This is a genomic window from Limimaricola pyoseonensis (assembly GCF_900102015.1).
Taxonomy (GTDB): Bacteria; Pseudomonadota; Alphaproteobacteria; order Rhodobacterales; family Rhodobacteraceae; genus Limimaricola; species Limimaricola pyoseonensis.
The window spans coordinates 188,896-213,949 of the sequence record NZ_FNAT01000005.1; the positions used below are offsets into that span (position 1 = coordinate 188,896).

Annotated in this window: 22 protein-coding genes; 11 read left to right on the forward strand and 11 right to left on the reverse strand. The window is 71.9% G+C overall.

Annotated elements, in window-relative coordinates; genetic code table 11:
* Window positions 1-12: 12 nt before the first annotated feature.
* A complete protein-coding gene (locus tag BLT43_RS12710) occupies window positions 13-585 on the reverse strand; it encodes a hypothetical protein (RefSeq protein WP_090113399.1) in 573 nt (190 codons plus the stop codon).
* Window positions 586-728: 143 nt separating this feature from the next.
* On the opposite strand from BLT43_RS12710, the gene infC reads away from it, so the two are divergent.
* The gene (gene infC, locus BLT43_RS12715) at window positions 729-1,310 is read left to right on the forward strand and encodes a translation initiation factor IF-3 (protein WP_090113401.1); all 582 of its coding nucleotides are present in this window, start codon (window positions 729-731) and stop codon (window positions 1,308-1,310) included.
* A 174-nt stretch (window positions 1,311-1,484) separates the two neighbouring features.
* Here infC and BLT43_RS12720 read toward each other — a convergent pair whose 3' ends face one another.
* Complete coding sequence (locus BLT43_RS12720) at window positions 1,485-1,811, reverse strand: GYD domain-containing protein (protein WP_090113403.1); 327 nt, start codon at window positions 1,809-1,811, stop codon at window positions 1,485-1,487.
* A gap of 206 nt (window positions 1,812-2,017) precedes the next feature.
* The gene (locus BLT43_RS12725) at window positions 2,018-4,315 is read right to left on the reverse strand and encodes an OmpA family protein (protein ID WP_110559018.1); all 2,298 of its coding nucleotides are present in this window, start codon (window positions 4,313-4,315) and stop codon (window positions 2,018-2,020) included.
* A gap of 244 nt (window positions 4,316-4,559) precedes the next feature.
* Between BLT43_RS12725 and BLT43_RS12730 the strand changes: the two genes are divergently transcribed.
* From BLT43_RS12730 to BLT43_RS12750, 5 genes are all read left to right on the forward strand, one after another.
* Window positions 4,560-5,516 carry a hypothetical protein gene (locus BLT43_RS12730; protein WP_090113407.1) on the forward strand — a complete coding sequence of 319 codons (957 nt, stop codon included), beginning with the start codon at window positions 4,560-4,562 and terminating at the stop codon, window positions 5,514-5,516.
* A 61-nt stretch (window positions 5,517-5,577) separates the two neighbouring features.
* Window positions 5,578-6,630 (forward strand): dihydroorotase, encoded by a 1,053-nt coding sequence (gene pyrC / locus BLT43_RS12735; protein WP_090113408.1) that lies wholly within the window; start codon window positions 5,578-5,580, stop codon window positions 6,628-6,630.
* A 22-nt stretch (window positions 6,631-6,652) separates the two neighbouring features.
* On the forward strand, window positions 6,653-7,327 hold the full coding sequence (locus BLT43_RS12740; protein ID WP_090113410.1) for an orotate phosphoribosyltransferase: 675 nt from the start codon (window positions 6,653-6,655) through the stop codon (window positions 7,325-7,327).
* Window positions 7,328-7,538: 211 nt separating this feature from the next.
* Window positions 7,539-9,035 carry a replicative DNA helicase gene (locus BLT43_RS12745; RefSeq protein WP_090113412.1) on the forward strand — a complete coding sequence of 499 codons (1,497 nt, stop codon included), beginning with the start codon at window positions 7,539-7,541 and terminating at the stop codon, window positions 9,033-9,035.
* Window positions 9,036-9,206: 171 nt separating this feature from the next.
* Window positions 9,207-9,749 carry a L,D-transpeptidase gene (locus BLT43_RS12750; protein ID WP_090113414.1) on the forward strand — a complete coding sequence of 181 codons (543 nt, stop codon included), beginning with the start codon at window positions 9,207-9,209 and terminating at the stop codon, window positions 9,747-9,749.
* Here BLT43_RS12750 and BLT43_RS12755 read toward each other — a convergent pair.
* A complete protein-coding gene (locus tag BLT43_RS12755) occupies window positions 9,736-10,701 on the reverse strand; it encodes an NAD(P)-dependent oxidoreductase (protein WP_090113417.1) in 966 nt (321 codons plus the stop codon). The genes BLT43_RS12750 and BLT43_RS12755 overlap by 14 nt on opposite strands.
* Window positions 10,698-11,717, reverse strand: coding sequence for a glycosyl transferase family protein (locus tag BLT43_RS12760; RefSeq protein WP_090113418.1), 1,020 nt, complete (start codon window positions 11,715-11,717; stop codon window positions 10,698-10,700). The genes BLT43_RS12755 and BLT43_RS12760 overlap by 4 nt, the downstream gene beginning before the upstream one ends.
* Window positions 11,718-11,909: 192 nt before the next feature.
* Between BLT43_RS12760 and BLT43_RS12765 the strand changes: the two genes are divergently transcribed.
* Window positions 11,910-12,473: a copper chaperone PCu(A)C gene (locus BLT43_RS12765; protein ID WP_090113419.1), complete on the forward strand. Its 564-nt coding sequence runs from the start codon at window positions 11,910-11,912 to the stop codon at window positions 12,471-12,473.
* An 18-nt stretch (window positions 12,474-12,491) separates the two neighbouring features.
* Here BLT43_RS12765 and argE read toward each other — a convergent pair whose 3' ends face one another.
* Complete coding sequence (argE, locus tag BLT43_RS12770) at window positions 12,492-13,610, reverse strand: acetylornithine deacetylase (protein WP_090113420.1); 1,119 nt, start codon at window positions 13,608-13,610, stop codon at window positions 12,492-12,494.
* Window positions 13,611-13,612: 2 nt separating this feature from the next.
* The gene (locus BLT43_RS12775) at window positions 13,613-14,797 is read right to left on the reverse strand and encodes a M24 family metallopeptidase (protein ID WP_090113421.1); all 1,185 of its coding nucleotides are present in this window, start codon (window positions 14,795-14,797) and stop codon (window positions 13,613-13,615) included.
* A gap of 429 nt (window positions 14,798-15,226) precedes the next feature.
* Here BLT43_RS12775 and BLT43_RS12780 point away from each other — a divergent pair, with 429 nt between their 5' ends.
* The 4 genes from BLT43_RS12780 to BLT43_RS12795 are packed head-to-tail and all read left to right on the forward strand — an operon-like array spanning window position 15,227 to window position 20,003.
* Window positions 15,227-16,840 (forward strand): OpgD/OpgG family glucan biosynthesis protein, encoded by a 1,614-nt coding sequence (locus BLT43_RS12780; protein ID WP_090113422.1) that lies wholly within the window; start codon window positions 15,227-15,229, stop codon window positions 16,838-16,840.
* Window positions 16,840-17,031 carry a hypothetical protein gene (locus tag BLT43_RS12785; protein WP_090113424.1) on the forward strand — a complete coding sequence of 64 codons (192 nt, stop codon included), beginning with the start codon at window positions 16,840-16,842 and terminating at the stop codon, window positions 17,029-17,031. Before BLT43_RS12780 ends, BLT43_RS12785 begins: the two co-directional genes overlap by 1 nt.
* Before the next feature lie 4 nt (window positions 17,032-17,035).
* A complete protein-coding gene (gene mdoH, locus BLT43_RS12790; RefSeq protein ID WP_090113427.1) occupies window positions 17,036-18,817 on the forward strand; it encodes a glucans biosynthesis glucosyltransferase MdoH in 1,782 nt (593 codons plus the stop codon).
* Entirely contained in the window at window positions 18,810-20,003 is a 1,194-nt protein-coding gene (locus BLT43_RS12795) for an OpgC family protein (protein WP_090113429.1), read from the forward strand. Before mdoH ends, BLT43_RS12795 begins: the two co-directional genes overlap by 8 nt.
* On the opposite strand, the gene nadC is transcribed toward BLT43_RS12795, so the two are convergent.
* The 4 genes from nadC to BLT43_RS12815 form a co-directional block, all read right to left on the reverse strand.
* Window positions 20,000-20,842, reverse strand: coding sequence for a carboxylating nicotinate-nucleotide diphosphorylase (gene nadC / locus BLT43_RS12800; RefSeq protein ID WP_090113431.1), 843 nt, complete (start codon window positions 20,840-20,842; stop codon window positions 20,000-20,002). The two genes, BLT43_RS12795 and nadC, sit on opposite strands and share 4 nt — an antisense overlap.
* Entirely contained in the window at window positions 20,839-22,398 is a 1,560-nt protein-coding gene (locus tag BLT43_RS12805; protein WP_090113433.1) for an L-aspartate oxidase, read from the reverse strand. The genes nadC and BLT43_RS12805 overlap by 4 nt, the downstream gene beginning before the upstream one ends.
* A gap of 7 nt (window positions 22,399-22,405) precedes the next feature.
* On the reverse strand, window positions 22,406-23,458 hold the full coding sequence (gene nadA, locus BLT43_RS12810; RefSeq protein ID WP_090113435.1) for a quinolinate synthase NadA: 1,053 nt from the start codon (window positions 23,456-23,458) through the stop codon (window positions 22,406-22,408).
* Window positions 23,459-23,535: 77 nt separating this feature from the next.
* Complete coding sequence (locus BLT43_RS12815) at window positions 23,536-24,987, reverse strand: hypothetical protein (RefSeq protein WP_090113437.1); 1,452 nt, start codon at window positions 24,985-24,987, stop codon at window positions 23,536-23,538.
* Window positions 24,988-25,054 lie beyond the last annotated feature (67 nt).

Consider the following 25,054-nt stretch of genomic DNA (forward strand, 5'->3'; position numbering starts at 1 on the left):
CACGGGCAGGGCTCAGTCCAGCCCGAGATCGGCGCGGATGTCCTCGAGCAGCGCGTCGCGCAGCGGCCGGTAGGGGTTGGCCTTCTCCAGCGCGTTGGCGAGCTGGTCCTTGCGGCTCTGCTCCAGATCCGAGTTCGAGATGGCCTCCTGCACGGCGTCGTAGTCGAAGCCCTCTGGCGTGAGCAGCGCATCGAGCCGCTCCAGACCCTCGGCGCTGCCCGCCAGCTCGGTGCCGAGCTTCGCCTCGGCCTCGGTCTCGACCTCCTCGGCGAGGCCGACATCGCTCTGCACCACCTCGGGCTCGGTGCCCTCGGCCGCGGGGACGGTTTCCTCCTCGACCTCGTCGGTCATCGCCTCGGTGGTGGTCTGGTCTGCGGCCGGGACCGGCTCCTCGCCCAGCTCCTCGACCGGCTCGGCGTCGGCCCCGCCTTCCTCGTCGACGATGTCCGCGGTCGGGGGCTCGGCCAGCTGGTCGACCTCGCTGCCCTCGGCCAGCGATTCCGTCCCTTCGTCCTGCCCGACCAGCATGGTCACCGCGATCACCGCGAGCACGGCCGCCGCGACGATGGCGAGTATCCTCATCATAGCGTTCTTCCTCGTAAATTCCTTCGGATCTCGGGAGGTCAACTAGGGCGCGATGCGGCGCGGGCCACCCCGACCGGAACGCGCGATACGCGCGCGGCCCCTTGTTTTGCGGCTTGAAACGCACTACCGGGGCGACTACCTTTTTGCCCATTCAAGCGAACAACCGAAGGACGTTCACCATAGCCCGCAGACCTCACAACGCGCCCCCGACGCGCGACACCGGCCCCCGCGTCAACGAACGTATCCGCGTGGCCGAAATCCGCCTGATCGGCGCCCAAGGCGAAAACCTCGGCGTGGTCACGCCGGATCGCGGCCTGTCCCTGGCCGAGGAGGCCGGTCTCGACCTGGTCGAGATCTCGCCCAACGCCTCGCCGCCGGTCTGCAAGATCATGGATTTCGGCAAGTTCAAGTACGAGACCCAGAAGAAAGAGGCCGAGGCGCGCCGGAAGCAGAAGACCTTCGAGATCAAGGAGGTCAAGTTCCGCCCCAACACCGACGTGCACGACTACAGCGTCAAGATGAAGAACGTGCTTAAGTTCCTCGAGGCGGGCGACAAGGTGAAGGTCACTCTGCGCTTCCGCGGCCGCGAGATGGCGCACCAGGAGCTCGGCCGCGAGCTGCTGCAGCGCGTCGCCGCAGACGTCGCCGAGATCGGCAAGGTCGAGAACATGCCGAAGATGGAAGGCCGCCAGATGGTCATGATGATCGGCCCGACCCAGAAGTGAGACGGGTCCGCATGGACGCGAAGGCCGCCCACCGGGGCGGCCTTTTTCGTTTCGGGTGACAGAAGCCCCCTGCCCCTTGGGCATTCGGATGCCGCGACCGCAGGCACCGCGGCATCCGCTGGCAGTGGTCCTGGGCGGCGAGGCACCGATCGCGATACGACCGGCTGCGCCGCGCTAGGGCGCCGAATAGGCCTTCGCGATCTCGCCCGCCTTTTCCTGCATCGCTGTGAACTCCGCCGTGGTGAAGGCCTGCACGGTCTTGAACCCCTCGACCGCCCCGCTCGCCCCGGCCGCCATCAGCCCGGCGATCAGGTCGCTCACCTCGTCGATCGTCACCTCGATCGAGAAATCGGTCTCTCCGGTGGTCAGGAAGTAGCGCTCCAGCCGGCCGCCGGCGGCCTCGACGACGGCGCGGGCGGCGGCCTCGCGGTCGCTGGGCTTGGCGATCATCCCCTTCAGGGCGGATGCGGAATATCGACCTGTCACGATGTATCTCGGCATTTCGGCCTCCTCGGATCAGCCTGGATGGCAAAGCGCGGCCGGGCATGACGCCCGCCCGTCTGGTCCCGCAGCCCCGTGACGGCGATCCTATCACGAATGAAGGCCGTGGCGGGCCGGGATCGGCGTCGCCCGGCCCGCCATGAGCAACAGCGCAAAAAAGACGGGCCGCCCGAGGGCGGCCCGTCATCGTCACCATATCCGGCGGATCACTGCGCCGCGGCGGTCTGCAGAAGCGGCGTGATCCGGCGCACCGTCGCGCGGCGGTTGGCCTGCTCGGCGGTCTGCGACTCGACCTTCAGGAAGGATTCGCCGTAGCCCTGCACCACGAGGTTCTCGGGCGCGATGTCGAAGGTCTCGGTCAGCGCCAGCGCCACCGTCTCGGCCCGCCGGTCGGAGAGCGCGAGGTTGTAGGCGGCATCGCCCACCGCGTCGGTGTGACCCTCGATCAGGAACACCTCGCGCGGGTTCTCGCGCAGGAACTCCTCGATCAGCAGGCCCAGATCGACCAGCGCGTCGGTCTGCTCGGGTCGCAGCGCCGCCGAACCGGTGTCGAAGGTCAGCGTGTCGAGGTCGATCGCCGGCACCAGCTGGCGCACCGGTTCGATCTCGCGCACCTGCCGCAGGCTGTAGCTGCGGCCGGTGTCGGCCACCGCCCCGGCCCGCAGCGCCTGCAGCAGCGCCTCGCGGTCCGCCTCGCGCGCCGACAGCGTCACCGGGCGCGGCTCGATCTCGCGCAGGCTGCGGATGTCGACCGGCTCGGCCTGGGCGAGGTCGTCGAACAGCTCGATCTCGGTGCCGTCCGCGAAGATCCGGCTGCGGCGCAGCACGCGGCCCTGCGCGTCGCGGATCGTCACCACCTTGGTGCCGTCCTCGCGCAGCAGCGTCGTGCGGGTCGAGCCGTCCGAGAAGGTCTCGGTGCGCAGGTCGGCGCCGGGCTGGCGCAGCAGCGCGTCGTCGTCGCGGTAGATCGTCAGGCCGTTCTCACCCTCGACCACCACGCGGTCGCCGGTGTTGGCCACGACCTCCTGCCCGTTCTTCAGGAGCGAGCCGACCGCGACGGCGCCGATGCCCAGCAGAAGCGCCTTCTGGAAGTCGGACATGCCGTCGTCATCCGAGCCGGCCTCGGCGGTCTCGGCGGTCGCGTCGGCCTCGGGCTGCGCGCCGGCCTCGTCACCGGCCTCGTCCCCGGTCGCCGCATCGGCAGCGGCGGTCGCGGCGACCTCGGTGTCGAACTCCTCGTCGCTCTGGCGCGAGTTGGTCTCGTCGATCCGCTCCTCGCTGACCTCGGCTGGCGCGTCCTCGGTCGCGGCGGCCGCGGCGACGGGCTGCGTGTCCTCCACGGTCGGGTCGACCTCGGCCTCGGCCTCGGCAGCGGTTTCGGCCTCGGTCGCGGCCGGGGCTTCGGCACCGGCTTCGGCGGTCGCCTCGGCTTCGGGTTGCGGGTCGGTCGTCTCGGCCTGCTCCGTCTCGGCCGTGCTGTCGGCCTCGGTCGCCGCATCCGCTTGCGGCGCGTCGGTCTCCGCGGCCGCATCGGCACCGGCCTCCGCCTGCGCCGCCGGATCGGCCGGGGCCTCGTCCGTCATCTCCGGCGCGGCCTGCGCGTCGGTGGCCTCGCCGGTGCCGGTCGACTCGGCCTCGGTCGCGGCGGGCGCTTCGGCTTCGGCCGTCTCGCCGGTCATGTCGGGCTCGGCCGGCGCTTCGGCTTCGGCCGGCGCCTCGGCCGCGGCGGCCGCATCGGTTTCCGTCTCGGCCGGCACGGCTTCGGCCTCGGCCGGCGCCTCGGCCTGCGCCTCCGGTTCAGCCACGGCTTCCGCCTCGGGCGCGGCGGCCGTGTCGGCCTGCGCCTCGGATGCGGCCTGTTCCTGGGCCAGGGCCTCGACCTCGGCGGCGAGCGCATCGCGCCGGGCCTGGTCGTCCTGCGCCTCGGTCTCGGCCGGGGCTGCTGCCTCAGCCTCGGCCTGGGCTTCGGGGGCGGCCTCGGGCGCGGCCTGGGTCTCGGCCGGCACGCTCTCGGCGGCGGCCTCGCCGGCCGGTTCCGCTTCGGCCGGCGCGGCGGGTTCCGCGACGGGCTGCTCGGCCGGCGCGGTCGCGGCCGGGTCGGCGGCCTCTTCCGTCACCGCTTCGGCGGGCGCCACACCGGCCGCGGCATCAGCCTCGGGCGCGGCGCTCGCGGCCGGCGCGGCACCACCGCGCGCTGCATCCAGCGCCGCGGCAATGTCGGCCGGGTCGCCGTCGCGCAGCAGCTCCGGCGTCAGCCCGTAGGGGGCCAGCGCCCCGGCATCGATCCGGCCAGCGGCCGCCAGCTCGCGCAGCGTCTCGACGTCGAGCTCGAGCAGCGGCAGCCCGGCCTCGGGGCCCTCGGCGCAGGGCGGCTCGGCGCCGTCGAGGCAGTAGAGCGTGCCGGGCTGGCCGGCGGACTGGGCCTGCGCGATCCCGGCGATCTGCGGCATCATCAGCGACAGGCTGGCCGCCAGCGCGGTGGTGGTTCGGAAACTTGGTTTCATGGACATGGCTCCTTTCGGACCGCCCCCTCGCGGGGGCAGCGTCGCGACTGCAACTCCGGCAGGGCGCATTCCGGTTCCGCGCGGCCCCCGGTTATCCGATAACCGGCCGCCATTGCGCCCCGGACGGGCCCCGCCCAACCGAAAATGAGCACCACGCTTGCCAACTTCCGCCGCAATCGCGCAGGATTTTCCCAACCATCGAGACCGGCCCGGCCCGCCGCCATTCGCATCAACGGAGCGCCCGATGACCCATTCCGCCCCCGATCTGGAGATCGACCTGACCGGCCTGTCGGACAGGGAATGGCAGACCCGGATCGAGGCGATCGGCGAGGAACACGGCTATTGCGAACCGCTGGGCGAGGCCGACATGGCGCTGTTCGTCGATGCCGGCCCGCGGCTGCTGGTGACCTTCGAGACCCGCGACGCCATCGCCCGCCGGCCCGACGGCGCGCCGCGCGGCTTCGACCTGGTGCGCCGCAACGGCTGGTCGCTGCTGGCGCTGATCTCGGATGACGAGGGCTGGTTCCGCACGCCGCAGGTCTGGGGCTATGTCGACCGGCTGGTCGATGACGGCTTCTTCGAGGATTTCGAGCGCGTGCTGTTCTTCGGCCACCATGCCGGCGGCTACGCGGCCGCGGCCTACTCGGTCGCCGCGCCGGGCGCGCGGGTGCTGGCGCTGCGCCCCGTCGCCACGCTCGACCCGGCCGTCGCCGGCTGGGACCGGCGCCACCTCGCGCAGCGGCGGCTCGATTTCACCAGCCGCTACGGCTACGCGCCCGACATGGTCGAGGCGGCGCATGAGGTGCATGTGCTGCACGACCCGCTGCACCCGGCAGACGCGATCCATGCCGCGCTGTTCCGCCGACCCAACGTCACGCCGTTGCGCGCCGCCCATGCCGGCAGCCGGCTCGAGATGATCCTCGAGGCCGAGGGGCTGGTGGCGCCGCTGATCGAGGCGGCGATGGAGGACCGGCTCGACGTCGAGAGCTTCGCCCGGCTGTGGCGCGCCCGCCGCGCGAGCCCGCATTACCTGCGACTGATGCTGCGCCGGCTCGAGGAGGCCGGGCGCCCCGGCCTGTTGGCGCGGCTCTGCCGGCATGGCCTGACCACGCCCGACGCGGCGCTCTTCGCCCGCAAGCTCGCCGTGCTTCAGGCCGCCGCGCCGCAGCACCGCTCGCCGCCCGTGCCGCGGGCGGGATGAATGCGCCGCCCGCAGCCGTGACCTATGGTCAGGACCGGCGGGCGGGTGTATGGCCCGTGCCATGAAAGACGCGCATCTCGACCGGATCACGATCCGCCGCCCCGACGATTGGCACCTGCACCTGCGCGACGGCGCGATGCTCAAGGCCGTCGCCCCCGAAAGCGCCCGGCATTTCGGCCGCGCCATCGTCATGCCGAACCTCGTGCCGCCGGTGGTCACAGCCGCGCAGGCCGAGGCCTATCGCGACCGCATCCGCGCCGCCCTGCCCGAGGGCAGCCGCTTCACGCCGCTGATGACGCTCTACCTCACCGAGGAGACCGACCCGGCCGAGGTGCGCCGCGCGCATCAGCAGGGCATAGCCACGGCGGTGAAGCTCTACCCGGCCGGCGCCACCACCAACTCGGCCTCCGGCGTGCGCGACTTCGACCGCGTGCGCCCGGTGCTCGAGACCATGGCCGAGATCGGCATGCCGCTCTGCGTGCATGGCGAGGTGACGGACCCGGCGATCGACATCTTCGACCGCGAGGCGGTGTTCATCGAGCGCGTGCTGAAGCCGATCCGCAAGAAGACCCCGGACCTGCGCATCGTGATGGAGCACGTCACCACGGCCGACGCCGTCGACTACGTGCGCGACAGCCCGAAGAACCTCGCCGCGACGATCACCACGCATCACCTGATCATCAACCGCAACCACATCCTGGCGGGCGGCATCCGGCCGCATTTCTACTGCCTGCCGGTAGCCAAGCGCGAACGCCACCGCGTGGCGCTGGTGCAGGCGGCGGTGTCGGGCGATCCGCGCTTCTTCCTCGGCACCGACAGCGCGCCGCACAGCGACCCGGCCAAGCTGCAGCCCTGCGGCTGCGCCGGCATCTTCACCGCGCCCAACACGCTGTCCTGCCTGGCCGAGGTGTTCGAGGCGGCGGGCCGGCTGAACCATCTCGAGGCCTTCGCCGCGCTGAACGGCGCGCGCTTCTACCGGCTGCCGGTCAACGAGGACACGGTGACGCTCGTGAAGGGCGCGCCCGTCGCCTACCCCGCGAAGATCGAGACCGGCGACGGCCCGGTCACCGTCTTCGACCCCGGCTTCCCGCTGCATTGGCGCGTCGAAGACTGATCCCCACGACGAAGAGACAGACATGATTCCCACCGGCTACCCCCCGAAGGACGAGATCGCGCGGCTGACCGCCCGGATGCTGCTGGAGATCGGCGCGGTCCAGTTCAACGCGGCCGAGCCCTTCACCCATGCCTCCGGCAAGCAGGCGCCGACCTATGTCGACTGCCGCAAGCTGATCTCCTTCCCGCGCATCCGCGCCACGGTGATGGATTTCCTCGCCGTATCGATCATGCGCGAGGCGGGCTTCGAGGCCTTCGACAATATCGCCGGCGGCGAGACGGCGGGCATCCCCTTCGCCGCCATGGTGGCCGAGCGCATGGCGCTTCCGATGAGCTACGTGCGCAAGAAGCCCAAGGGCTACGGCCGCAACGCCCGGATCGAGGGCGCGATGTCGGAAGGCCAGCGCGCGCTGCTGGTTGAGGACCTGACCACCGATGGCGGCTCGAAGCTGAGCTTCGTCGAGGCGATCCGCGAGACCGGCGCCACCTGCGACTGGACGGCGGTGATCTTCTACTACGGCATCTTCGAGGGCGTGACCGAGGCGCTGGCCGAGAAGGGCATCGGGCTCATTCACCTGTGCACCTGGTGGGACGTTCTGGCGGAGGCGCGCGCGTCGGAGGCCTTCGACGCAGCCACGCTCGACGAGGTCGAGCGTTACCTGCGCGACCCCGCCGGCTGGGCCGCCTCGCGTGGCTGAGATGTGACGCCGTGGCGGCAATCCGCTGGCCGGATTGCCGCCACGTCAACAAGATGTTGACCTGCGGGAGAGTGTCGGGCCAAGATGTGGCAGGGGCCGGCTTTCCCACAACTTGTCCACAGGCTTATACAAGTTGCGTCCCCGCCCCGGCGCTGTCTATCAGCGAGGTCACGCGGCGCGCAGGCGCCACGACGGGCAAAGGGTGACGGCAATGAACGAGATCACGACTTTCCGGCCGGGCGAGGTCGAAGAGGCAAAGCCCGACCCGTTGCCGCATTCGATCGAGGCCGAGCAGCAGCTGCTGGGCGCGATCCTGATCAACAACGATGTCTTCGACCGGATCGCGATGATCGTGTCGAAGGATCACTTCTACGACCCGGTCCACGCCCGCATCTTCGACGTCGCGGCCCAGCGCATCGCCAAGAACGCGCTGGCCTCGCCGGTGACGCTCAAGACCTTCCTCGAGGATGACGAGGGGCTGAAGGAGCTGGGCGGCCCGGCCTATCTCGCCCGCCTCGCCGGTGCGGCGATCTCGGGCTTCGCGGCGCGCGACTACGCGCAGATGATCTACGACCTCGCGATTCGCCGCGAGCTGATCCAGCTCGGCCGCGACATCGCCGACCGCGCCGCCAAGGTCGAGGTCTCCTCCGAGCCCAAGGAGCAGATCGTCGAGGCCGAGCAGAAGCTCTACAAGCTGGCCGAGCAGGGCACCTCCGAGAGCGGCTTCCAGTCCTTCCTGCGCGCCGTGACCGACGCGGTGAAGGTCGCCAACGCCGCCTACCAGCGCGACGGCGGCCTCGCCGGCGTCTCGACCGGCCTCGTCGATCTCGACAAGAAGCTCGGCGGCCTGCACCGCTCGGACCTTCTGATCCTCGCCGGCCGCCCCTCGATGGGCAAGACGTCGCTCGCGACCAACATCGCCTTCAACATCGCCAAGGCCTACAAGCGCGGCACCATGCCCGACGGCTCGGAGGGCGCGATCAACGGCGGCGTGGTGGGCTTCTACAGCCTCGAGATGTCGGCCGAGCAGCTCGCCGCCCGTATCCTGTCGGAAGCCTCCGAGGTGCCGTCCGAGCAGATCCGCCGCGGCGACATGACCGAGGCCGAGTTCCGCCGCTTCGTCGACGCCGCCAAGCAGCTCGAGAGCTGTCCGCTCTACATCGACGACACGCCGGCGCTGCCGATCTCGCAGCTTGCCGCCCGCGCGCGGCGGCTCAAGCGGACCCACGGCCTCGACGCGCTCTTCGTCGACTACCTGCAGCTGGTGAAGGGCACCGGCAAGGGCGAGAACCGGGTGAACGAGATCTCCGAGATCTCGCAGGGCCTCAAGGCCATCGCCAAGGAACTCGACATCCCCGTGGTCGCGCTGTCGCAGCTTTCGCGCCAGGTGGAGAGCCGAGACGACAAGCGGCCGCAGCTGTCGGACCTGCGCGAATCCGGCTCAATCGAGCAGGACGCCGACGTGGTGATGTTCGTGTTCCGCGAGGAATACTACAAGGAGCGCGAGAAGCCCGGCGACCACGAGATGGACAAGATGGCCGTCTGGCAGGAAGAAATGGAGCGCCTGCACGGCAAGGCCGAGGTGATCATCGGCAAGCAGCGTCACGGCCCGATCGGTTCGGTCGATCTCAGCTTCGAGGGCCGCTTCACCCGCTTCGGCAACCTCATCAAGCCGTGGCAGCAGGAAGGCGGCGCGCGCGACTTCTGATCGCGTGCCAAGCCGCGGCGTCAGATCCGCGTATTTTTAGAAAGAAGTTGCGAGGAGCGCGTGGTCGCTCCCCGTTTCGTGATGTGCCCTGCCCCGCCGCGATATGCGAGGAGATGGGCAAAGGGGGTTCCTGTCAGGACTGGGGCAACGGGACTGAGAAGGACGACGACCATGACCATCACCCGCCGCGGCCTGCTGCTCGCCGCGCTGACCACGCCGATCGCGCGGCCGCTCGCGGCCCAGGCCCGCGCCGAGCTGCTGCCGCGCGAGGTGCGCGTGCATCCCAGGCTCGGCGTCGGAGACATCTACGTCATTCCCGAAGACTTCCACCTCTACCACATCCGCCGCCCCGGCGTGGCGATGCGCTACGGCGTCGGCGTCGGGCGCGCGGGGCTGGAGTTCAAGGGCGAGGCCAAGATCGAGCGCAAGGCGGAGTGGCCCTCCTGGCGGCCGACCGACGCGATGATCGCGCGCGAGCCCGAGAAATACGCGAAATATTCCGACGGGGTGCCGGGCGGGCCCGACAACCCGCTCGGGGCGCGGGCGCTCTATCTCTACAAGGACGGGCGCGACACCTATTACCGCATCCACGGCACCACCAACCCCGAGACCATCGGCAGCTCGGTCTCGAACGGCTGCATCCGCCTGCGCAACGAGGACGTGATGACGCTCTACGAGCAGGTGCCGCTCGGCAGCTGGGTCACGGTGGTCTAGCCGCCACCCCCGGAACGTGCTCGACCGCCAGCGCGCCCTGCGCGGCGGCGAGCGTCTCTGGCAGCTCAGCCGCGGCACCGGGCACCAAGAGCACCACGCGCTGGCCCTCGCGCGCCGCCTCGAGCGCGGCCGCCACCGGGTCGGCCGCGATCTCGCGCTCGGCGTCGCGGCGGGCCAGTTCGAGGATCTCGCGCGGCAGGTCGGGCCCGTGCACGATCACATCCGCCTCCTGCATCCGCCGCACGCCGCGCAGGCTCACCAGATCGGCCGCGCCCGGCCCCGCGCCGACATAGGCGACCGAACCCTCCGCAGCCCCCGGCCCCTCGTCGAGCCGCGCCTTCAGAAGTTTCGCCGCGCGCTGCTCGTGGCCGGCCGTATGCGCCGCGCGCACCGGACCCGAGAACACCCAGACCCAGAAGTCGCGCCGCGCCCGCGACGACAGCCGCTGCCCGACGGCACCCCGCATCCGCCCCGCCAGCGCCGCCAGCGCACCGAGCCGCGGCTCGAGCATGGTCTCGACCGCGGTCTTGATCTGGCGGCCCAGCACCGGGGCGGTGCCTTCGGTGCCGATCGCCACCACCACCGGGTCGCGGTCGACGATCGAGGGCGTCAGCGCGTCGCACAGCGCCGGCCGGTCGACCACGTTGACCACCGGCGCGCCCATGCCCTTGGCCAGCGCGTGCAGCGCCCCGTCCGCCCCGGCCGAACCGGTGGCGACGAAGACCAGCGCGGCGTTCTTAAACAGATCGGCCCGGATCTCGCGCGCATCCTCCAGCCGAACCCGGCCCTCATCGGCCAGCGCGCGCAGCTCGTCGTCGAAATCGAGCCCGGCCACGACGATCTCGGCATCGGTGCGGATCACCAGCCGCGCCTTCTGCGCCGCCTGCTCGCCGCCGCCGAGGATCACGATCCGCCGACCCGTGGTGGCGAGGAACATCGGAAAGGCCTTCATGCCACGTCTCCCTCGGGCAGCGCCTCGCGGTCGCGGCCCTCCCACAACTCCTCGGCCATCGCCTCGGCACGCGCGAGATCGGGCGCGGCGCGCAGGGCCAGCAGCGCCAGCGCCGCCGTGCCTGTGACCAGCGCCCGGCTGAATTCATCCTCCAGCGCGTCGGTCCAGAGCCGCCGCAGGTCCTCGGGCGTGCCGCCCGGGTCGGCGAGCCGCCGCGTCTCTTCGCGCAGCGCCTGCGCGGTCAGGTCGACCTCCGCGCCGTCGAGCAGGCCGAACAGCTCGATCTCCTTCGACGGGTTGCGCTCGAACTCGCCGCCCGCGCCCTTGATGATCAGCAGGTTCTGCTGCCCCATCAGCGCCCCCGCATCGGTCTGCAGCCCGCGATAGGGCGGGTGGAACACGCCCTCGACCTGCGCCCGCGCGCCGAAGGGGTTGGCGACGCGCAGCACGGTGTTGATGCAGGATCTGAGCCCGAACACCTCGCGCAGCCGGATCAGCCGGTGGCCGCCGGGCGACCAGGCCTCGAGCGGCACGTAAGCGATGGACTGGGCGTCGAGCGCGCGGCCCAGCGCATCGCCACTCTCGGCCACGGGGATGCCGAGGCCCGGCAGCGCGTCGCGGATCTCGTGGCGATGCGCGTTCCAGCCATGCAGCGTCACCCGGTGCCCGGCGCCGGCCACCAGCTTGGCGGCCAGGAGAAACCACGGCAGCCCGCGGGTGCGGCCGGCGGCGTAGCTCGGCCAGTCGAGATCGGGCCGCGCCTGCCGCCAGTCGGGCCCCGAGGCCAGCGCATCGGCGAAGCCCGCGATCTCGGAGGCCGCCTCGCCGCGGTAGCGCATCACCATCAGCAGCGCCCCCGCCGCCTCCGGCGCTGCGGTGCCGTCGAGCACGAGGCCGAGCGCCTCGGCCGCCTCCTCGCGCGTCAGGGCGCGTCCGCGCCCCGGACCGCGCGCCACGGTCCGCACGAAGGGGGCGAGCGCCGTGCGACCGGCCGGGCTGTCGATGGGCTGGGTCATGTCGCTCTCCTCGCGTCAGGCACCGGAATCGGTTCGATACCTAGGGCCGAACGGGGCCGAAGGGAAACCGAACGGTCAATGCGGAGCCGCCTTCTTCGAGGCAAGCTGCGGCAACGGGCCGCTTTTTCCCGCCCGACCGGGCTGGTATCGCGGGGCCGTGCCGACCCGGCACAGGACGACAAGGACCGCAACATGACCATTCTCCGCCCGCTCGCCTTTCTGGCCGCCCTCGCGCCCGCCGCCGCCGCGGCGCATGACTACGACGCGGGCGACATTGCCGTGCTGCACCCCTACGCGATCGAGACGCCCGCGCGCGCGCTGACCGGGGCGGGCTATTTCGAGATCCGCAACGACGGCGAGACCGCCGACGCGCTGATCGCGGTCGAGGCGGATTTTCCGAAGGTCATGCTGCACGACTCGGTCGAGGAGGATGGCGTGATGAAGATGCTGCCGCTCGAGCGCATCGAGATCGCGCCGGGCGAGACCGTGACGCTGGCCCCCGGCGGCGGCGCGCATGTGATGTTCATGGGGCTCGACGGCGACCCCTTCGAGGTCGATGAACGCTTCCCCGCCACACTGGTGTTCGAGCAGGCCGGCGAGATCGCGGTCGAGTTCGTGGTCGAGCCGCGCGGCAGCGCCACGGGTCACGACCACATGGACCATGACGACATGGAGCATGGCACGATGGATCACGGCGACATGACGCATGACGACACGGCGCACGACGCCGAGGCCGGGGACCACGGCGCGCTCTGAGCCCGCCTTGGCCCGGTGTCAGATCCGGGCCGCCACGCGCTGCAGCAGGTCGAGGCAGGCGGCGAGCTGCGCCTCCTCGAGATACTCGTCGGGCCGGTGCGCCTGCGCGATGTCGCCGGGTCCGCAGATCGCCGTGTCGATGCCGAGGCCCTGCCAGATGCCGGCCTCGGTGCTGAATGCGACGAGACCGGGGGCGGCGCCCGTCAGCTCGGCCAGCAGGTCGCGCGCGGCGTTTTCCGGCACGGGCCGCAGCCCCTCGACCTCGCCGAAGCATTCGGTCTCGATCCCGAGCCCCGGCCGTGCCGTCGTCTCGGCCGCGACGTGATCGGCGAGCGCGCGTTTCACGTGCGACGCCTCGGCCTGCGAGACCGGCCGCATCTCCCATTCGACCTCGGCCTGCCCCGCGATCACGTTGCGCGCCGCCCCGGCCGCGACCCGGCCGACATTGATCGTCGCCCATGGCGGGTCGAACGGTCCATCGGGGCGCATCGCCTTCAGCTCCTGCGCCAGCGCCGAGAGCCGCGTCACGAAGCGCGCCGCGGCTTCGGCGGCGTTGATACCGCGCTCGGGCGCCGAGCCGTGGCCGTCGCGGCCCGTGAAACGGGTGGTGTATTCGCAGCAGCCCTTGTGCCCCTCGACCACGCCGAGCCGGGTCGGCTCTCCGACGATGCAGAGAGCGGGGCGCGGCACTTCACGGCGCATCGCTTGGGCCAGCGCCCCCGCGCCGACGCATCCCACCTCCTCGTCATGGGTGAGCGCGATGTGGACCGGCGCATCGGCGGCGGCGAAACGCGGGCCCAGCGCCACGCAGGCCGCCACGAAACCCTTCATGTCACAGCTGCCGCGTCCGTAAAGGCGCCCGCCCTCGCGACGCAGCCGGAACGGGTCGGACGACCAGCCCTCGCCCGCCGGCACCACGTCGAGATGCCCCGACAGCATCAGCCCGCCGGGCCGATCCGGGCCGAAGGAGGCCACGAGGTTCGCCTTCTCGCCCGTGGCGTCGGGCAGAAGCCGCACCCGCGCGCCGTCGCCACGCAGCCGGTCGGCCAGCATCTCGGCCAGCGCGCGGTTGGGGCGGTCCGACACGGTCGGATGCGCCACCATCTGCGCCAAGAGGTCGATGGCGTCCTCCAGCATCCTCAGTCCTTTACGAAGAGCCGGCGGTCGAGGTCGCAGAGCGTCTCGGCCGGGCCGCTCTCGCGGATCAGGATGGTCTCGGTGGTCTCGAGCCCCCACTCCTCCATCCAGATGCCCGGCATGAAGTGGAAGGTCATGCCCGGCTCCAGCACCGTCAGGTCGCCCTTGCGCAGGCTCGCGGTGCGCTCGCCCCAGTCCGGCGGGTAGCTCAGCCCCACCGGGTAGCCGCAGCGGTTCGGGCGGTGGATGCCGATGCGCCTGAGCGGCGCATGCAGCGCGGCGGCGATGTCCTGCGTGGTGTTGCCGGGCCGCGCCGCCTCGAGCCCGGCGGCAAGGCCCTCGTTCAGCGCCTCCGACGCCTCGGCCATCGCCTTGGGCGGCGGCCCGAGATGCACGGTGCGGCAGAGCGGCGCGTGGTAGCGGCGCACGCAGCCCGACAGCTCGAAGAAGGTGGCCTCGCCGCGCTTCATCTCCTCGCCGTTCCAGGTGAGATGCGGCGCGCTGGCATCGGCGCCAGAGGGCATCAGTGGCACGATCGCGGCATAGTCGCCCCAGTCGTCGCCGGTGCCGCGCACGGCGGCGCGCATCACCTCGCCCACCAGCTCGTTCTTGCGCCGGCCCGGCTCGGCCAGCTCGATCGCCAGCCGGGCGATGGTCTCGGAGATCCGCGCGGCGCGGCGCATGAAGTCGATCTCCTCATCGGACTTCACCAGCCGCTGCCAGTTCACGAGCGCCGTCGCATCGACGAACTCGGCATTGGGCAGCGCGGTCTGCAGCACGGCATGGGCCTTGGCGGAATAATAGTAGTTGTCCATCTCGACGCCGATCCGGGCGCCGCCGTGGCCCATCCGCAGGATCTGCGCGGCGAGGTCCTGCATCGGGTGGCGCGTGACCGACTGCACGTAGTGGTCGGCATAGCCGAGGATGCAGGCTTCCGGCATCCAAACCGTGCGCTGCGCGCCGGCGGTGTCCTGCATCCGGCCCCACCAGCAGGGCTCGCCGTCGAGCGGCAGGAGCACGCCCTGGTGGACGTAGAAGGACCAACCGTCATAGCCGGTGAGCCAGTTCTGGTTCGACGGGTCGGTGACGAAGAGCAGGTCGACCCCGGCGGCCTCCATGGCGCGGCGGGTCTTCGACAGGCGGCGTTCGTATTCGGCGCGGCTGAACGGCGCGGTGTGCGGTCCCATGGCTCCTCCTCGCGGTCGACGCGTTCACCGAACCCCGCCGCGCACCCCCCGGTCTAGGCCGGGGGCGGCGCCGCAGGTGACGAAAACGACCGGATGAGTTCGCGCGCCGGAAAACACGTCATGGAAGAGCCATTCCTGGCAGGCAGGGCCGGCAGCGGCGATCTTCCTGCCCTGCGCCTTGGCGCGATGGCAGGCCCGCGGCCCGCTTCGCGAAACCTCGCCGAGCCTTGGCAAACCCTTGCCGACCCGGTTTCGGCCAACGCGGCAAGGGCTTGCGCCGTTCAATGGCGGAAATCGGCCTGTCAAGCCCCTCTGCTTGCATGGCACCCCCTTCGGCAAGCGCATTGCAAGCCGCTCCAGGCTGGATCATGGGATCGTGCAACATCACTGCCGATTCCCGCGCGACTCCATCGCCTTAGAAGACCTGACATGACCAAGACCCGCCCTGCCCCCTCGACGATCGACCGCCGTGCCCTGCTGCAGGCGCTGGCACTGACCGCGCCGGTGCTCGCCGGGATCGGTCGGGTCGGCCCCGCCATGGCCGACGAGGCCCCCCGGGTGATTCCGCCCAGCGGCGCCGCGCCCGAGCCCGAGACCTTCAGCTTCGACGCGCTGACCGAGACGATGCGCGCCGCCGCCACGCGGCCCGCCCCCGAGCCCGAGACCGTCGGCTCGGGGCTGGGCGAGCTGGGCTATGACGACTACCGGATGATCGCCTTCCGGCCCGACCGCGCCCGCTGGCGCGACGACGCCGACACCGATTACCGCGTGCATGCCTTCCACATGGGCTGGCTGTTCCAGGAGCCCGTGCGCCTCTACGAGGTGGAGGACGGTCTGGCCCGGCCGCTGGCCTTCACCACCGAGGATTTCCGCTATCACGGCCCCCTGGAGAAGAAGGCCGAGACCGTGGACGAGCTGCCCGGCGTCGCCGGCTTCCGGCTGAACGCCCCGCTCAACCGCCCCGACCGCGAGGACGAGCTGGTGGCCTTCCTCGGCGCGAGCTACTTCCGTGCGCTGGGCAAGAACAGCCGCTACGGGCTGAGCGCGCGCGGCGTGGCGATCGACACCGCGACCTCGGAGGCCGAGGAATTCCCTCGCTTCTCGCGCTTCTGGCTGGAGAAGGCGGGCAAGAGCGTGGTAATCTACGCCGCGCTCGAGGGCCCGAGCCTCACCGGCGCCTACCGCTTCGTCGTGACGCCGGGCGCCGAGACGGTGATGGACGTCACCGCCCGGCTGTTCTTCCGCCGCGCGCCCGAGCAGCTCGGCGTGGCGCCGCTGACCTCGATGTTCCTCTATTCCGAGAAGAACCGCGCCGATTTCGACGATTACCGCCCGGCGGTGCATGACAGCGACGGTCTGATGATCCGGCGCCGCGACGGCGACGTGATCTGGCGGCCGCTGAACAACCCGCCGCGGCTGTCGGGCTCGTATTTCTCGGAAGAGAGCCCGCGCGGCTTCGGCCTGCACCAGCGCGACCGCGACTTCGAGGCCTATCAGGACGGCGGCGCACGCTACGAGCGCCGACCCTCGCTGATGGTCGAGCCGCAGGGCGACTGGGGCCGCGGCGCGGTGCGCCTCGTCGAGATCCCCACCGACCTCGAAGCCAACGACAACATCGTCGCCTTCTGGGTGCCCGAGAAGAAGGTCGAGGCCGGCGAGGCACGCGAATACGCCTACCGGCTGCGCTGGGGCGACCTGCCGGTCGACCCCGCCGCCGAGATCGCCCATGTCGCCGAGACCCGCGCCGGCGCGGGCGGCGTCTCGGGCGTCGAGGCCGAGGCCAACAGCCGCAAGTTCGTGATCGACCTCGAGGGAGGCCTGCTGGCCGATCTGCCCGCCGATGCCGAGGTGACGCTCAAGGCCAATGCCAAGGGCGGCAAAATTATCTCGCAGACCCTGGAACGGATCGAGGCGAACGGCGTTTGGAGGGTCGTGCTCGACGTCACCGCCCCCGAGGGCGAGACGGTCGAGCTGGCCGCCCATGTCGCGGGCTTCGACCGCAAGCTCTCCGAGACCTGGCTCTATCAATGGATCAACGCCTGATGTCCCAACCGACCGCCATCCCCGTCGGGATCGCGACCGATCCCGCCTCGACCGAGCGCGAGGCCGCGCGGCTGGGCGCCCTGCCCGACGCCGCCCTCGCCATGCCGCGGCAGGTGCTCGAACGCGCGCCGGCCCGCGGCCCGTTGCTGCCGCGCCTGATCGGCCTCTTCGCACAGCGCCTCGGGGCCTGACGCCATGACCCGTCCGGCCGAGGCCCGGCGCGTGTTCCGCGCCAGGGCCGTTGCCCTCGGCGCGAGCCTCGCCGCCGCCGCCGGCGCCTTCACGCTGTTCTTCGCCGAACGGCAGACCGGCGGCCTGGCGATCGAGTTCCTGCGCAGCCTGTTCATCTTCGCCGCGACCTTCTGGCTGGCCTGGGGCGCCGCGCAGGCGCTGACCGGCCTCCTGACGCACCGCCGCCCCGTCCCGGCAGACCCGTCCGCGCCGATCGCGGGCCGCTGCGCGATCCTCGTGCCGGTCTACGAGGAAGACCCCGCCGCCACCTTCGGCCGGGTCGCCGCGATGGACGAGGCGCTGGCCGCGACCGAATGGGCCGACCGCTTCGACTTCGCCATCCTGTCGGACACCCGCTCGGAGGCGGGTGCTGCGCGCGAGGCGCAGTGGTTCCTGCGGCTTCTGCGCGAGCGCGACGCCGAAGGCCGGATCTTCTACCGCCGCCGCGAGTCCAACGCCGGCCGCAAAGCCGGCAACATCGAGGAATTCATCCGCCGCTCCGGCGCGGCCTACGACTACGCGCTGATCCTCGACGCCGACAGCCTGATGGAGGCCGAAACCGTCATCGAGATGGCGCGGCGCATGGAGGCCGACCCCGATCTCGGCCTGCTGCAAAGCCTGCCCGGCGTGATCCACGCCCGCTCGCGCTTCGGCCGGGCGATGCAGTTCTCGGCGGCGCTGCACTCGCCGGTCTTCGCGCGCGGCGTCGCGGCGCTGCAGGGCGAGACCGGCCCGTTCTGGGGCCACAACGCCATGGTCCGCGTGCGCGCCTTCGCTCAGAGCTGCGCCCTGCCCGACCTGAGCGGCCCGCCGCCCTTCGGCGGCCACATCCTGAGCCACGACTACGTCGAGGCGGCGCTTCTGGCGCGCGCCGGCTGGACCGTGCGGATCGACGAGGATCTGGCGGGCTCCTACGAGGAAGGCCCCGAGAACATCGTCGCCCATGCCAAGCGCGACCGGCGCTGGTGTCAGGGCAACCTGCAGCACGCGCGGCTGCTGGCCGCGCCGGGGCTGAAGCCCTGGAGCCGCTTCGTCTTCGTGCAGGGCATCCTCGCCTATCTGTCGTCGCTGTTCTGGCTGGGTTTCCTCGTCACCTCGATCCTCGCGCCCTCCTTCCGCACCCTGCCCGACTACTTCCCGCTGCCGCACTGGCCCTTCCCGGTGCTGCCGCCGAACGAGGCCACCCGCACCGCCGGGCTGATCGTGGGCGTGCTCGGCCTACTGGTGCTGCCCAAGCTCCTGATCGCGCTTGACGCGTGGCGGCGCGGCCGGGCGGCGGGTTTCGGCGGCGGGGTGCGGGCGCTCGCCTCGATGCTGTCGGAGCTGGCGCTCTCCAGCGTCACCGCGCCCATTTTCCTGATGTTCCAGACCCGCTCGGTCGTGCAGGTGCTGATGGGCCGCGACGGCGGCTGGCCGGCCAGCGCCCGCGGCGACGGCGCGCTCTCGCTGCGCGCCTCGTGGGATGCGAGCCGCTGGATCACCGCCTCGGGCCTCGCCGGGCTCGGCGCCGCATGGTGGCTCTCGCCCGCGCTGGTGGGCTGGCTGCTGCCGGTCGCGGGCCCGATGATCGCGGCGCCGCTGGTGATCTGGTGGAGCTCGCGCCCCGGCACGAGCTGGCTCTACGCCGTGCCGTCGGAGACCGCCCCCACGCCGATCCTGCACCGGCAGGCCCGGATCGCCGCCCGCTGGTCGGCCCCGGCCGCCCCCGATCTTCCCGCCCCCGCCGCGGAGCCGCAGCATGCCTGACGCCCCCGTCTCCATCCCGGTCGCGACCCGGATGCCGTCCGCGCGCGACCCGCGCCTCGACGTGCTGCGCGGCCTCGCGCTGGTGATGATCTTCATCAACCACGTGCCGGGCAACTTCTGGGAAGACTTCACCAGCCGCAATTTCGGATTCTCCGACGCGGCCGAGGGCTTCGTGCTGATGGCCGGGATCTCGGCCGGCCTCGCCTATTCCAGCGACTTCCGCGTGCGCTGGCCGTGGCGCGGGCTGGCGCGGGTCTGGCGGCGGGCCTGGACGCTCTACCTCGTCCACCTGCTGATCACCTTCGCGGCGCTCGGCATCGCCGCCGGGCTCGCGCTCTTCGCCGAGGCGCCGGGGCTCACGTGGAAACACGGCATCGGGCTGCTGTTCCGCGACCCGCTGGGCTTTCTCGTCGGCGTGCCGACGCTGCTGTTCCAGATCGGCTACGCCAACGTCCTGCCGCTCTACTTCGTGCTCCTGATGGCCGCGCCGCTGGCGATCTGGGGCGCGCTGCGTCGGCCGCTCTGGGCGCTGGGCCTGTCGGTTGCGCTCTGGGCCGTGGCGGCGCATTGGCGGATCAACATGCCGGCCTGGCCTGCGGGCGGCTGGCAGTTCAGCCCCTTCGCCTGGCAGCTCCTGTTCGTGCTGGGCCTCGTCGCCGGCATCGCCGCCAAGCAGGGCCGCCGGCTGGTCCCGGCCAAGCCCTGGCTGATGGCGCTGGCGGTGGGCTTTCTGGTGCTGTCGCTGGTCTGGATGAACGTGCCGCCGGTCGGCAAGGCGGGCAATCACGGGCTCTGGCTCGCGCATCAACACGGGGTGCCGGGCTTCTTCACCGCGTTTTCCAAGCCCTATCTCAACGTGCCGCGCCTGCTGCACGTGCTGGCGCTTTTCTACGTGCTGGCGTCGTGGCCCGCCGTGCGCCGCGCCTGCGGCTCGCGCATCGCCGCGCCTCTGGCGCTTCTGGGGCGGCAGGCGCTGCCGGTCTTCGCGCTGGGCTCGGTGCTGGCCTACCTGCTGCAGGGCATCAAGACCGAGACGGGCGAGAACTTCGCGCTCGACACCGCGATGCTCGCGGGCGGCCTCGCGCTGCAACTGGCGCTGGCGGCGGCGCGGCAGTACTGGCCCGCGGACCGCGACGCGCGAAAGCCCGTCGCGGTGCCCGCGCCCGAGACGAAGCGTGCCGCCTAGAAGTCGAGGCCCAGATCGAGCGTGCGGGCCGAGTGGGTCAGCGCGCCGGAGGAGACGTAGTCCACCCCGGTCGCGCAGACCTCGGCCACCCGCTCGCGCCGCATGTTGCCCGAGGCCTCGGTGACCAGACGGCCCCCGACCATGCGCACGGCTTCCGCGAGATCCGGCGTCGACATGTTGTCGAGCAGCACGACGTCGGCCCCGCCCTCGTCGAGGGCCTCGGCCAGCTGGTCGAGCGTATCCACTTCGATCTCGACCTTGAGCATGTGCGAGGCATGAAGCTTCGCCGCCGCGAGCGCGGCGCGGATGCCGCCGGCGGCGGCGATGTGGTTGTCCTTGATCAGGATCGCGTCCGAAAGACCGTAGCGGTGGTTGAAGCCGCCGCCATGCAGCACGGCGAGCTTCTCGGCCGCGCGCAGCCCCGGCGTGGTCTTGCGGGTGCAGGTGACGCGGGTGTTCGTGCCACGGGTCTCGGCCACGAATTCCGAGGTCAGCGTGGCGATGCCGGAAAGCCGCCCGGCGAAGTTCAGCGCCACGCGCTCGGCCGAAAGGATGGCGCTCGCGGGCCCCGCGACCTCCATCAGCGTGTCGCCCGGCGCGCAGGCCTCGCCGTCGCGCTTGCGGGCGGTGATCTCGAGCGTCGCGTCGACCAGCCGGAAGGCGATGGCCGCGATCTGCAGCCCCGAGACCACGCCCGCCTCGCGCGCATTGAGCTTCGCGCGGTAGGTCAGCCCGGCGGGGATCACCGCGCGGGTGGTGACGTCGCCGTAGCCGCCGAGATCCTCGTGCAGCGCGTGGCGCACCATCGGCTCGAGCAGCAGGTCGGGGATCTCGGTCATGCGGTCTCCTTCGCGCAGTCGGCGCGGATGGTCAGGGCCTCGGCCAGCGTCATGCGGCTGCGCCGCGCCTGCGCGGGGTCGGTGTCGGGAAAATCGGTGCGGCAATGCCCGCCGCGGCTCTCGGTGCGCCGCAGCGCGGCGGCGGCGACAAGCGTGGCCGTGGCGGACATGGTGCGGAAGGCGGGCGCGTCATGGGCGCTTTCCAGCACGGCGATCTCCGCCAGCGCGGTCCGCAGCCCTTTGCCGTCGCGCAGCACGGCGACATGGTCGGTCATCACGCGGCGCAGGCGGGCCACGGCCGCGGGGTCGGCCGCCCGCCCGCCGGGCGCGAAGGCGATGTCGAGCGCCGGGGCCACGGGGGCAGGCCCGAGTGTCGCGGCGATGTCCTCTGCGCAGGCGCGGGCGAAGACCAGCGCCTCCAGAAGCCCGTTCGAGGCCAGCCGGTTGGCGCCGTGCAGCCCGGTCGAGGCCGCCTCGCCGCAGGCCCAGAGGCCCGGCAGGCTGGCGCGGCCGCGCGCGTCGGTGGCGATGCCGCCCATGTGGTAATGCGCGGCCGCGGCCACGGGAATGGTGCCGCCCACGGGGTCGATCCCGGCGCGCGCGCAGGCCTCGGCCACGGCCGGGAAGCGCTCGGTGACGCTGGCGCCCAGCGCGGCGCGGGTGTCGAGGGCGGGCGCGCGCCCGGCCTGCCGCTCGGCGAAGACGGCGCGGGCGACGACATCGCGCGGCGCCAGCTCGGCGTCGGGGTGGAGGCCGCGCATGAAGCGGCGGCCGTCGCGGTCGACCAGCCACGCGCCCTCGCCCCTCAGCGCCTCGGTCGCGAGCGGCAGCGGGTCCTCGCCGCTGGCGATGGCGGTGGGGTGGAACTGCACGAACTCGGCATCGGCGATCTCGGCCCCGGCCAGCGCCGCCGCGCCGATCGCCTGCCCGCGGATGCGCGGCGGGTTGGTGGTGTGCAGCCACAGCCCGCCCGAGCCGCCGCCGGCGATCAGCACCGCCGGGGCCTCGACCACGACCGGCGCGGAGCCTTCGGCGGCCTCGATCCGCACGCCGGTGACGCGCCCCGCGCGGGTCTCGATCCCGGTCAGCAGCGCGCCGGGCAGCACCTGCACCGATGGCGTCGCGTCGAGCGCCGCGACCAGCGTGTCCATGATCCGCCGCCCGGCTTGGTCACCCTTGACCCGCACCACCCGCGCCGCCGAATGCGCGGCCTCGCGCGACAGCACGTAGCCGCCCGCGCCGTCGCGGTCGAAGGGGGTGCCGAGATCGGTGAGGCCGTGGATGTGGTCGCGCGCGGCCGCGGTGACCATCGCGGCGATGGCGGCATCGACCGTGCCCGCGCCTGCGGCCACCGTGTCGGCGGCATGGGCCTCGGCGCTGTCGGCCGCGTCCATCGCGGCGGCGACGCCGCCCTGCGCCCAGGCGCTGCTCGCCCCCTGCCCCGGCGGCTCGGGCGCGATCATCAGGACCGGGCGCGGCGCCAGCGCCAGCGCCGCCGAGATCGCGCCGAGACCGGCACCGATGATGACGACGCGTTCGGTGCGCAGCCGGGTCATGCCCCTGTCAGGCCCGGGCCAGGCTGCGCGACAGGTCGATCATCCGCTCCACCGCGCGGCGGGCGGGGGCGGCGACCTCCTCGGGGACCACCACCTCGGGCGACATGGTGTGCAGCGACCAGAGCACCTTCTCGAGGCTGATCATCTTCATGTAGGGGCACATGTTGCACGGCTTCTGAAAGGTCACGTCCGGGAAGGCGTCGGTGATGTTCGAGGCCATCGAGCACTCGGTCACCAGCAGCGCCTTCGCGGGGCGCTCGCGGTCGATCCAGTCGATGATGCCGCTGGTGGAACCGGTGAAGTCCGCTTCCGCCGTCACCTCGACCGTGCACTCGGGGTGGGCGATGATCTTCACCTCGGGGTCGGCGGCGCGGTAGGCGCGCATTTCCTCGGCCGTGTACTGCTCGTGCACGATGCAGCTGCCCTCCCACCAGACGATGCGCTTCGAGGACGCCTTCGCGACGTTGCGCGCGAGGTGCTGGTCGGGGGTCATGATGATGGTCTCGGCATCCAGCGCCTCGACGATCTGCAGCGCGTTCGAGGAGGTGCAGCAGATGTCGGAGGCCGCCTTCACCTCGGCGGTGGTGTTGACGTAGCTCACTACCGGCGCGCCGGGGTACCTGGCGCGCATCTCGGCGATGCCGGAGGCGTCGATGCTCTCGGCCAGAGAGCAGCCGGCCTCCATGTCGGGCATCAGCACGGTCTTGGCGGGGTTCAGGATCTTCGAGGTCTCGGCCATGAAATGCACGCCGCATTGCACGATCACGTCCGCCTCCACCCGCGTCGCCTCGATCGCGAGCTGCAGGCTGTCGCCCACCACGTCCGCGATGCCGTGATAGATCTCGGGCGTCATGTAGTTGTGGGCGAGGATCACCGCTCCGCGCTCGCGCTTGAGCCGGTTGATCGCCTCGACATAGGGCGCGTGGATCGCCCAGTCGGCCGGGCTCAGCACCTTGTCCATGCGCGCGTAGAGATCGGCTTGACGCTCGGCCGCCGCGAGCGAGGGCGCAAGGTCGTAGTGCCGCGCGAGCGCGTCGCGCATGATCCGGGTCTCAATCATTTCGGGGGTCCCCTTGCGTCAACCGATGGGGTGGTTGCTTACAGCCCCCGAACCAAGAGTTCCAGACGCGGCGCGGCTTACCGAAGAAAGGCGAAGCCCAGCACCCACAGGGTCAGCAACGCGCCGGTGACGGCGGCGTAGGCGCCGTTCCAGCGCAGGCCGACATGGGCGGCGCTGCGCCCGGCGAAGTTGCCGATCAGGAGCGTCGTCGCGGTGAAGGGCGAGGTGATGCCCGACAGCGTCCAGCCGGCGGTGATCGCGAGGAAGAGCGCGACCGGGCTCACGCCCATGGCCTCGGGCGACGGCAAAAGCGGGAAGAGCAGCGACACCGAGAGGATCGGGTTCATGCCGATCTGCCCGGTGAGCGGGATCAGCCAGACGAGCCCCGCCAGCAGCAGAGGCGCCGGGATCTGCGTCAGGTCGAGGCCGAGCGCCGCGGCGCGTGGCACGAGCAGCGCCGCGCCGGCTGTGCCGATATAGCCCGCGAGCATCAAAAGCTGCAACTCGGAGCGGTAGCCCGGCAGCTCGACGCTGGTGTAGCGCCAAACCCGGCGCGCGGCGCCGCGCGGGCCTTCCTGCAAAAGAAGCCAGCCCAGCGCGATCGTCGGCACCACCACCAGCACCGCGCCGACCACGCGCACCCCGAAGGCGAAATGCAGCGCCAGCACCGCGACGCCCAGGAGCGCCAGCAGCCCGAGCAGCGGCAGCACCACCGACGGGCCGCCCTCGGGCGCGGCCCGGGCCGGGGCGGGTTTCGACAGGCGCGGCTTGAAGATCGTGTCCATCGCCCAGCCGGTGCCCGCGACGATCGCGCCGGTGACCAGCGCCGGCAGCGCGGTCTGGGCATAGGGCGCGTCGGGCAGGAAGCCGCCGGTGATCGCCACCGCGAAGGAGAGCGGCGAGAAGGGCAGGATCGAGATGAAGCCGCGCTGCACCGCGAGCAGCATCCGGCGCGAGCGGTGGAAGCGGATCTCGGGGTCCTTGTCCTGCGCGGCGTTGGCAACCGAGAGGCTGCCCAGAAGCGCGATCGAGCCGTAGTTCAGCAGCACCGAGAAGGCCTGCCCGCCCAGCGTCAGCGCAGCGTAGCGCCGCCCCGGCGGCTGCTGGGCGAGGTAGAGCCCGCAGGCGCGGATCGCGGGCGAGCTCTCGGCCGCCGAGCGCAGCGTGGCCAGCGCGGTGAAGAAGGCGCCGATGAAGGCGGCCGAGCCGAGCCCCTGCATCACCGGCGCGCTCCAGTCGCCGCCCTCGGCCCAGAGCCCGGCGGTGATCGCCAGCGCCACCAGCACGAAGCCGAGCCGGCGGGTCCCGAGCCGCAGCGCCAGCAGCGCCACCGCCAGCGGCACCGCGAGCGCGGCCGCCGTCGCGGCGGGCGAGCCCGGCGCCCATTCCTTCAACGTCGCCAGCAGCGCCAGCACCATCAGCACCACGCCGAGAAGCGGCGCGGGGCGCGACGCGGCCGGCGTGTCGGGCGGCGCGCCGGCGGGCGTGGTCGCCGCGGCGGCCGCCGGGCGGCGAAAGGGGAAGACCATGTCGAGGGCTCCGGGAACTCCCTTCGGACCTAGCGCCCGCCAAAGCCGGCTTCAAGCGCGCCGGGCG

What these genes read in the sequence shown, in the direction of transcription:
- BLT43_RS12805 (WP_090113433.1), bottom strand. Translation starts at nt 22,398, where the DNA reads ATGACCCGGCTGCGCACCGAACGCGTCGTCATCATCGGTGCCGGTCTC.
- nadC (WP_090113431.1), bottom strand. Translation starts at nt 20,842, where the DNA reads ATGACCGAGATCCCCGACCTGCTGCTCGAGCCGATGGTGCGCCACGCG.
- BLT43_RS12760 (WP_090113418.1), bottom strand. Translation starts at nt 11,717, where the DNA reads ATGACCCAGCCCATCGACAGCCCGGCCGGTCGCACGGCGCTCGCCCCC.
- BLT43_RS12725 (WP_110559018.1), bottom strand. Translation starts at nt 4,315, where the DNA reads ATGAAACCAAGTTTCCGAACCACCACCGCGCTGGCGGCCAGCCTGTCG.
- BLT43_RS12710 (WP_090113399.1), bottom strand. Translation starts at nt 585, where the DNA reads ATGATGAGGATACTCGCCATCGTCGCGGCGGCCGTGCTCGCGGTGATC.
- BLT43_RS12720 (WP_090113403.1), bottom strand. Translation starts at nt 1,811, where the DNA reads ATGCCGAGATACATCGTGACAGGTCGATATTCCGCATCCGCCCTGAAG.
- BLT43_RS12755 (WP_090113417.1), bottom strand. Translation starts at nt 10,701, where the DNA reads ATGAAGGCCTTTCCGATGTTCCTCGCCACCACGGGTCGGCGGATCGTG.
- BLT43_RS12745 (WP_090113412.1), top strand. Translation starts at nt 7,539, where the DNA reads ATGAACGAGATCACGACTTTCCGGCCGGGCGAGGTCGAAGAGGCAAAG.
- BLT43_RS12785 (WP_090113424.1), top strand. Translation starts at nt 16,840, where the DNA reads ATGTCCCAACCGACCGCCATCCCCGTCGGGATCGCGACCGATCCCGCC.
- BLT43_RS12780 (WP_090113422.1), top strand. Translation starts at nt 15,227, where the DNA reads ATGACCAAGACCCGCCCTGCCCCCTCGACGATCGACCGCCGTGCCCTG.
- BLT43_RS12815 (WP_090113437.1), bottom strand. Translation starts at nt 24,987, where the DNA reads ATGGTCTTCCCCTTTCGCCGCCCGGCGGCCGCCGCGGCGACCACGCCC.
- mdoH (WP_090113427.1), top strand. Translation starts at nt 17,036, where the DNA reads ATGACCCGTCCGGCCGAGGCCCGGCGCGTGTTCCGCGCCAGGGCCGTT.
- BLT43_RS12730 (WP_090113407.1), top strand. Translation starts at nt 4,560, where the DNA reads ATGACCCATTCCGCCCCCGATCTGGAGATCGACCTGACCGGCCTGTCG.
- pyrC (WP_090113408.1), top strand. Translation starts at nt 5,578, where the DNA reads ATGAAAGACGCGCATCTCGACCGGATCACGATCCGCCGCCCCGACGAT.
- BLT43_RS12795 (WP_090113429.1), top strand. Translation starts at nt 18,810, where the DNA reads ATGCCTGACGCCCCCGTCTCCATCCCGGTCGCGACCCGGATGCCGTCC.
- nadA (WP_090113435.1), bottom strand. Translation starts at nt 23,458, where the DNA reads ATGATTGAGACCCGGATCATGCGCGACGCGCTCGCGCGGCACTACGAC.
- BLT43_RS12765 (WP_090113419.1), top strand. Translation starts at nt 11,910, where the DNA reads ATGACCATTCTCCGCCCGCTCGCCTTTCTGGCCGCCCTCGCGCCCGCC.
- argE (WP_090113420.1), bottom strand. Translation starts at nt 13,610, where the DNA reads ATGCTGGAGGACGCCATCGACCTCTTGGCGCAGATGGTGGCGCATCCG.
- BLT43_RS12750 (WP_090113414.1), top strand. Translation starts at nt 9,207, where the DNA reads ATGACCATCACCCGCCGCGGCCTGCTGCTCGCCGCGCTGACCACGCCG.
- BLT43_RS12775 (WP_090113421.1), bottom strand. Translation starts at nt 14,797, where the DNA reads ATGGGACCGCACACCGCGCCGTTCAGCCGCGCCGAATACGAACGCCGC.
- BLT43_RS12740 (WP_090113410.1), top strand. Translation starts at nt 6,653, where the DNA reads ATGATTCCCACCGGCTACCCCCCGAAGGACGAGATCGCGCGGCTGACC.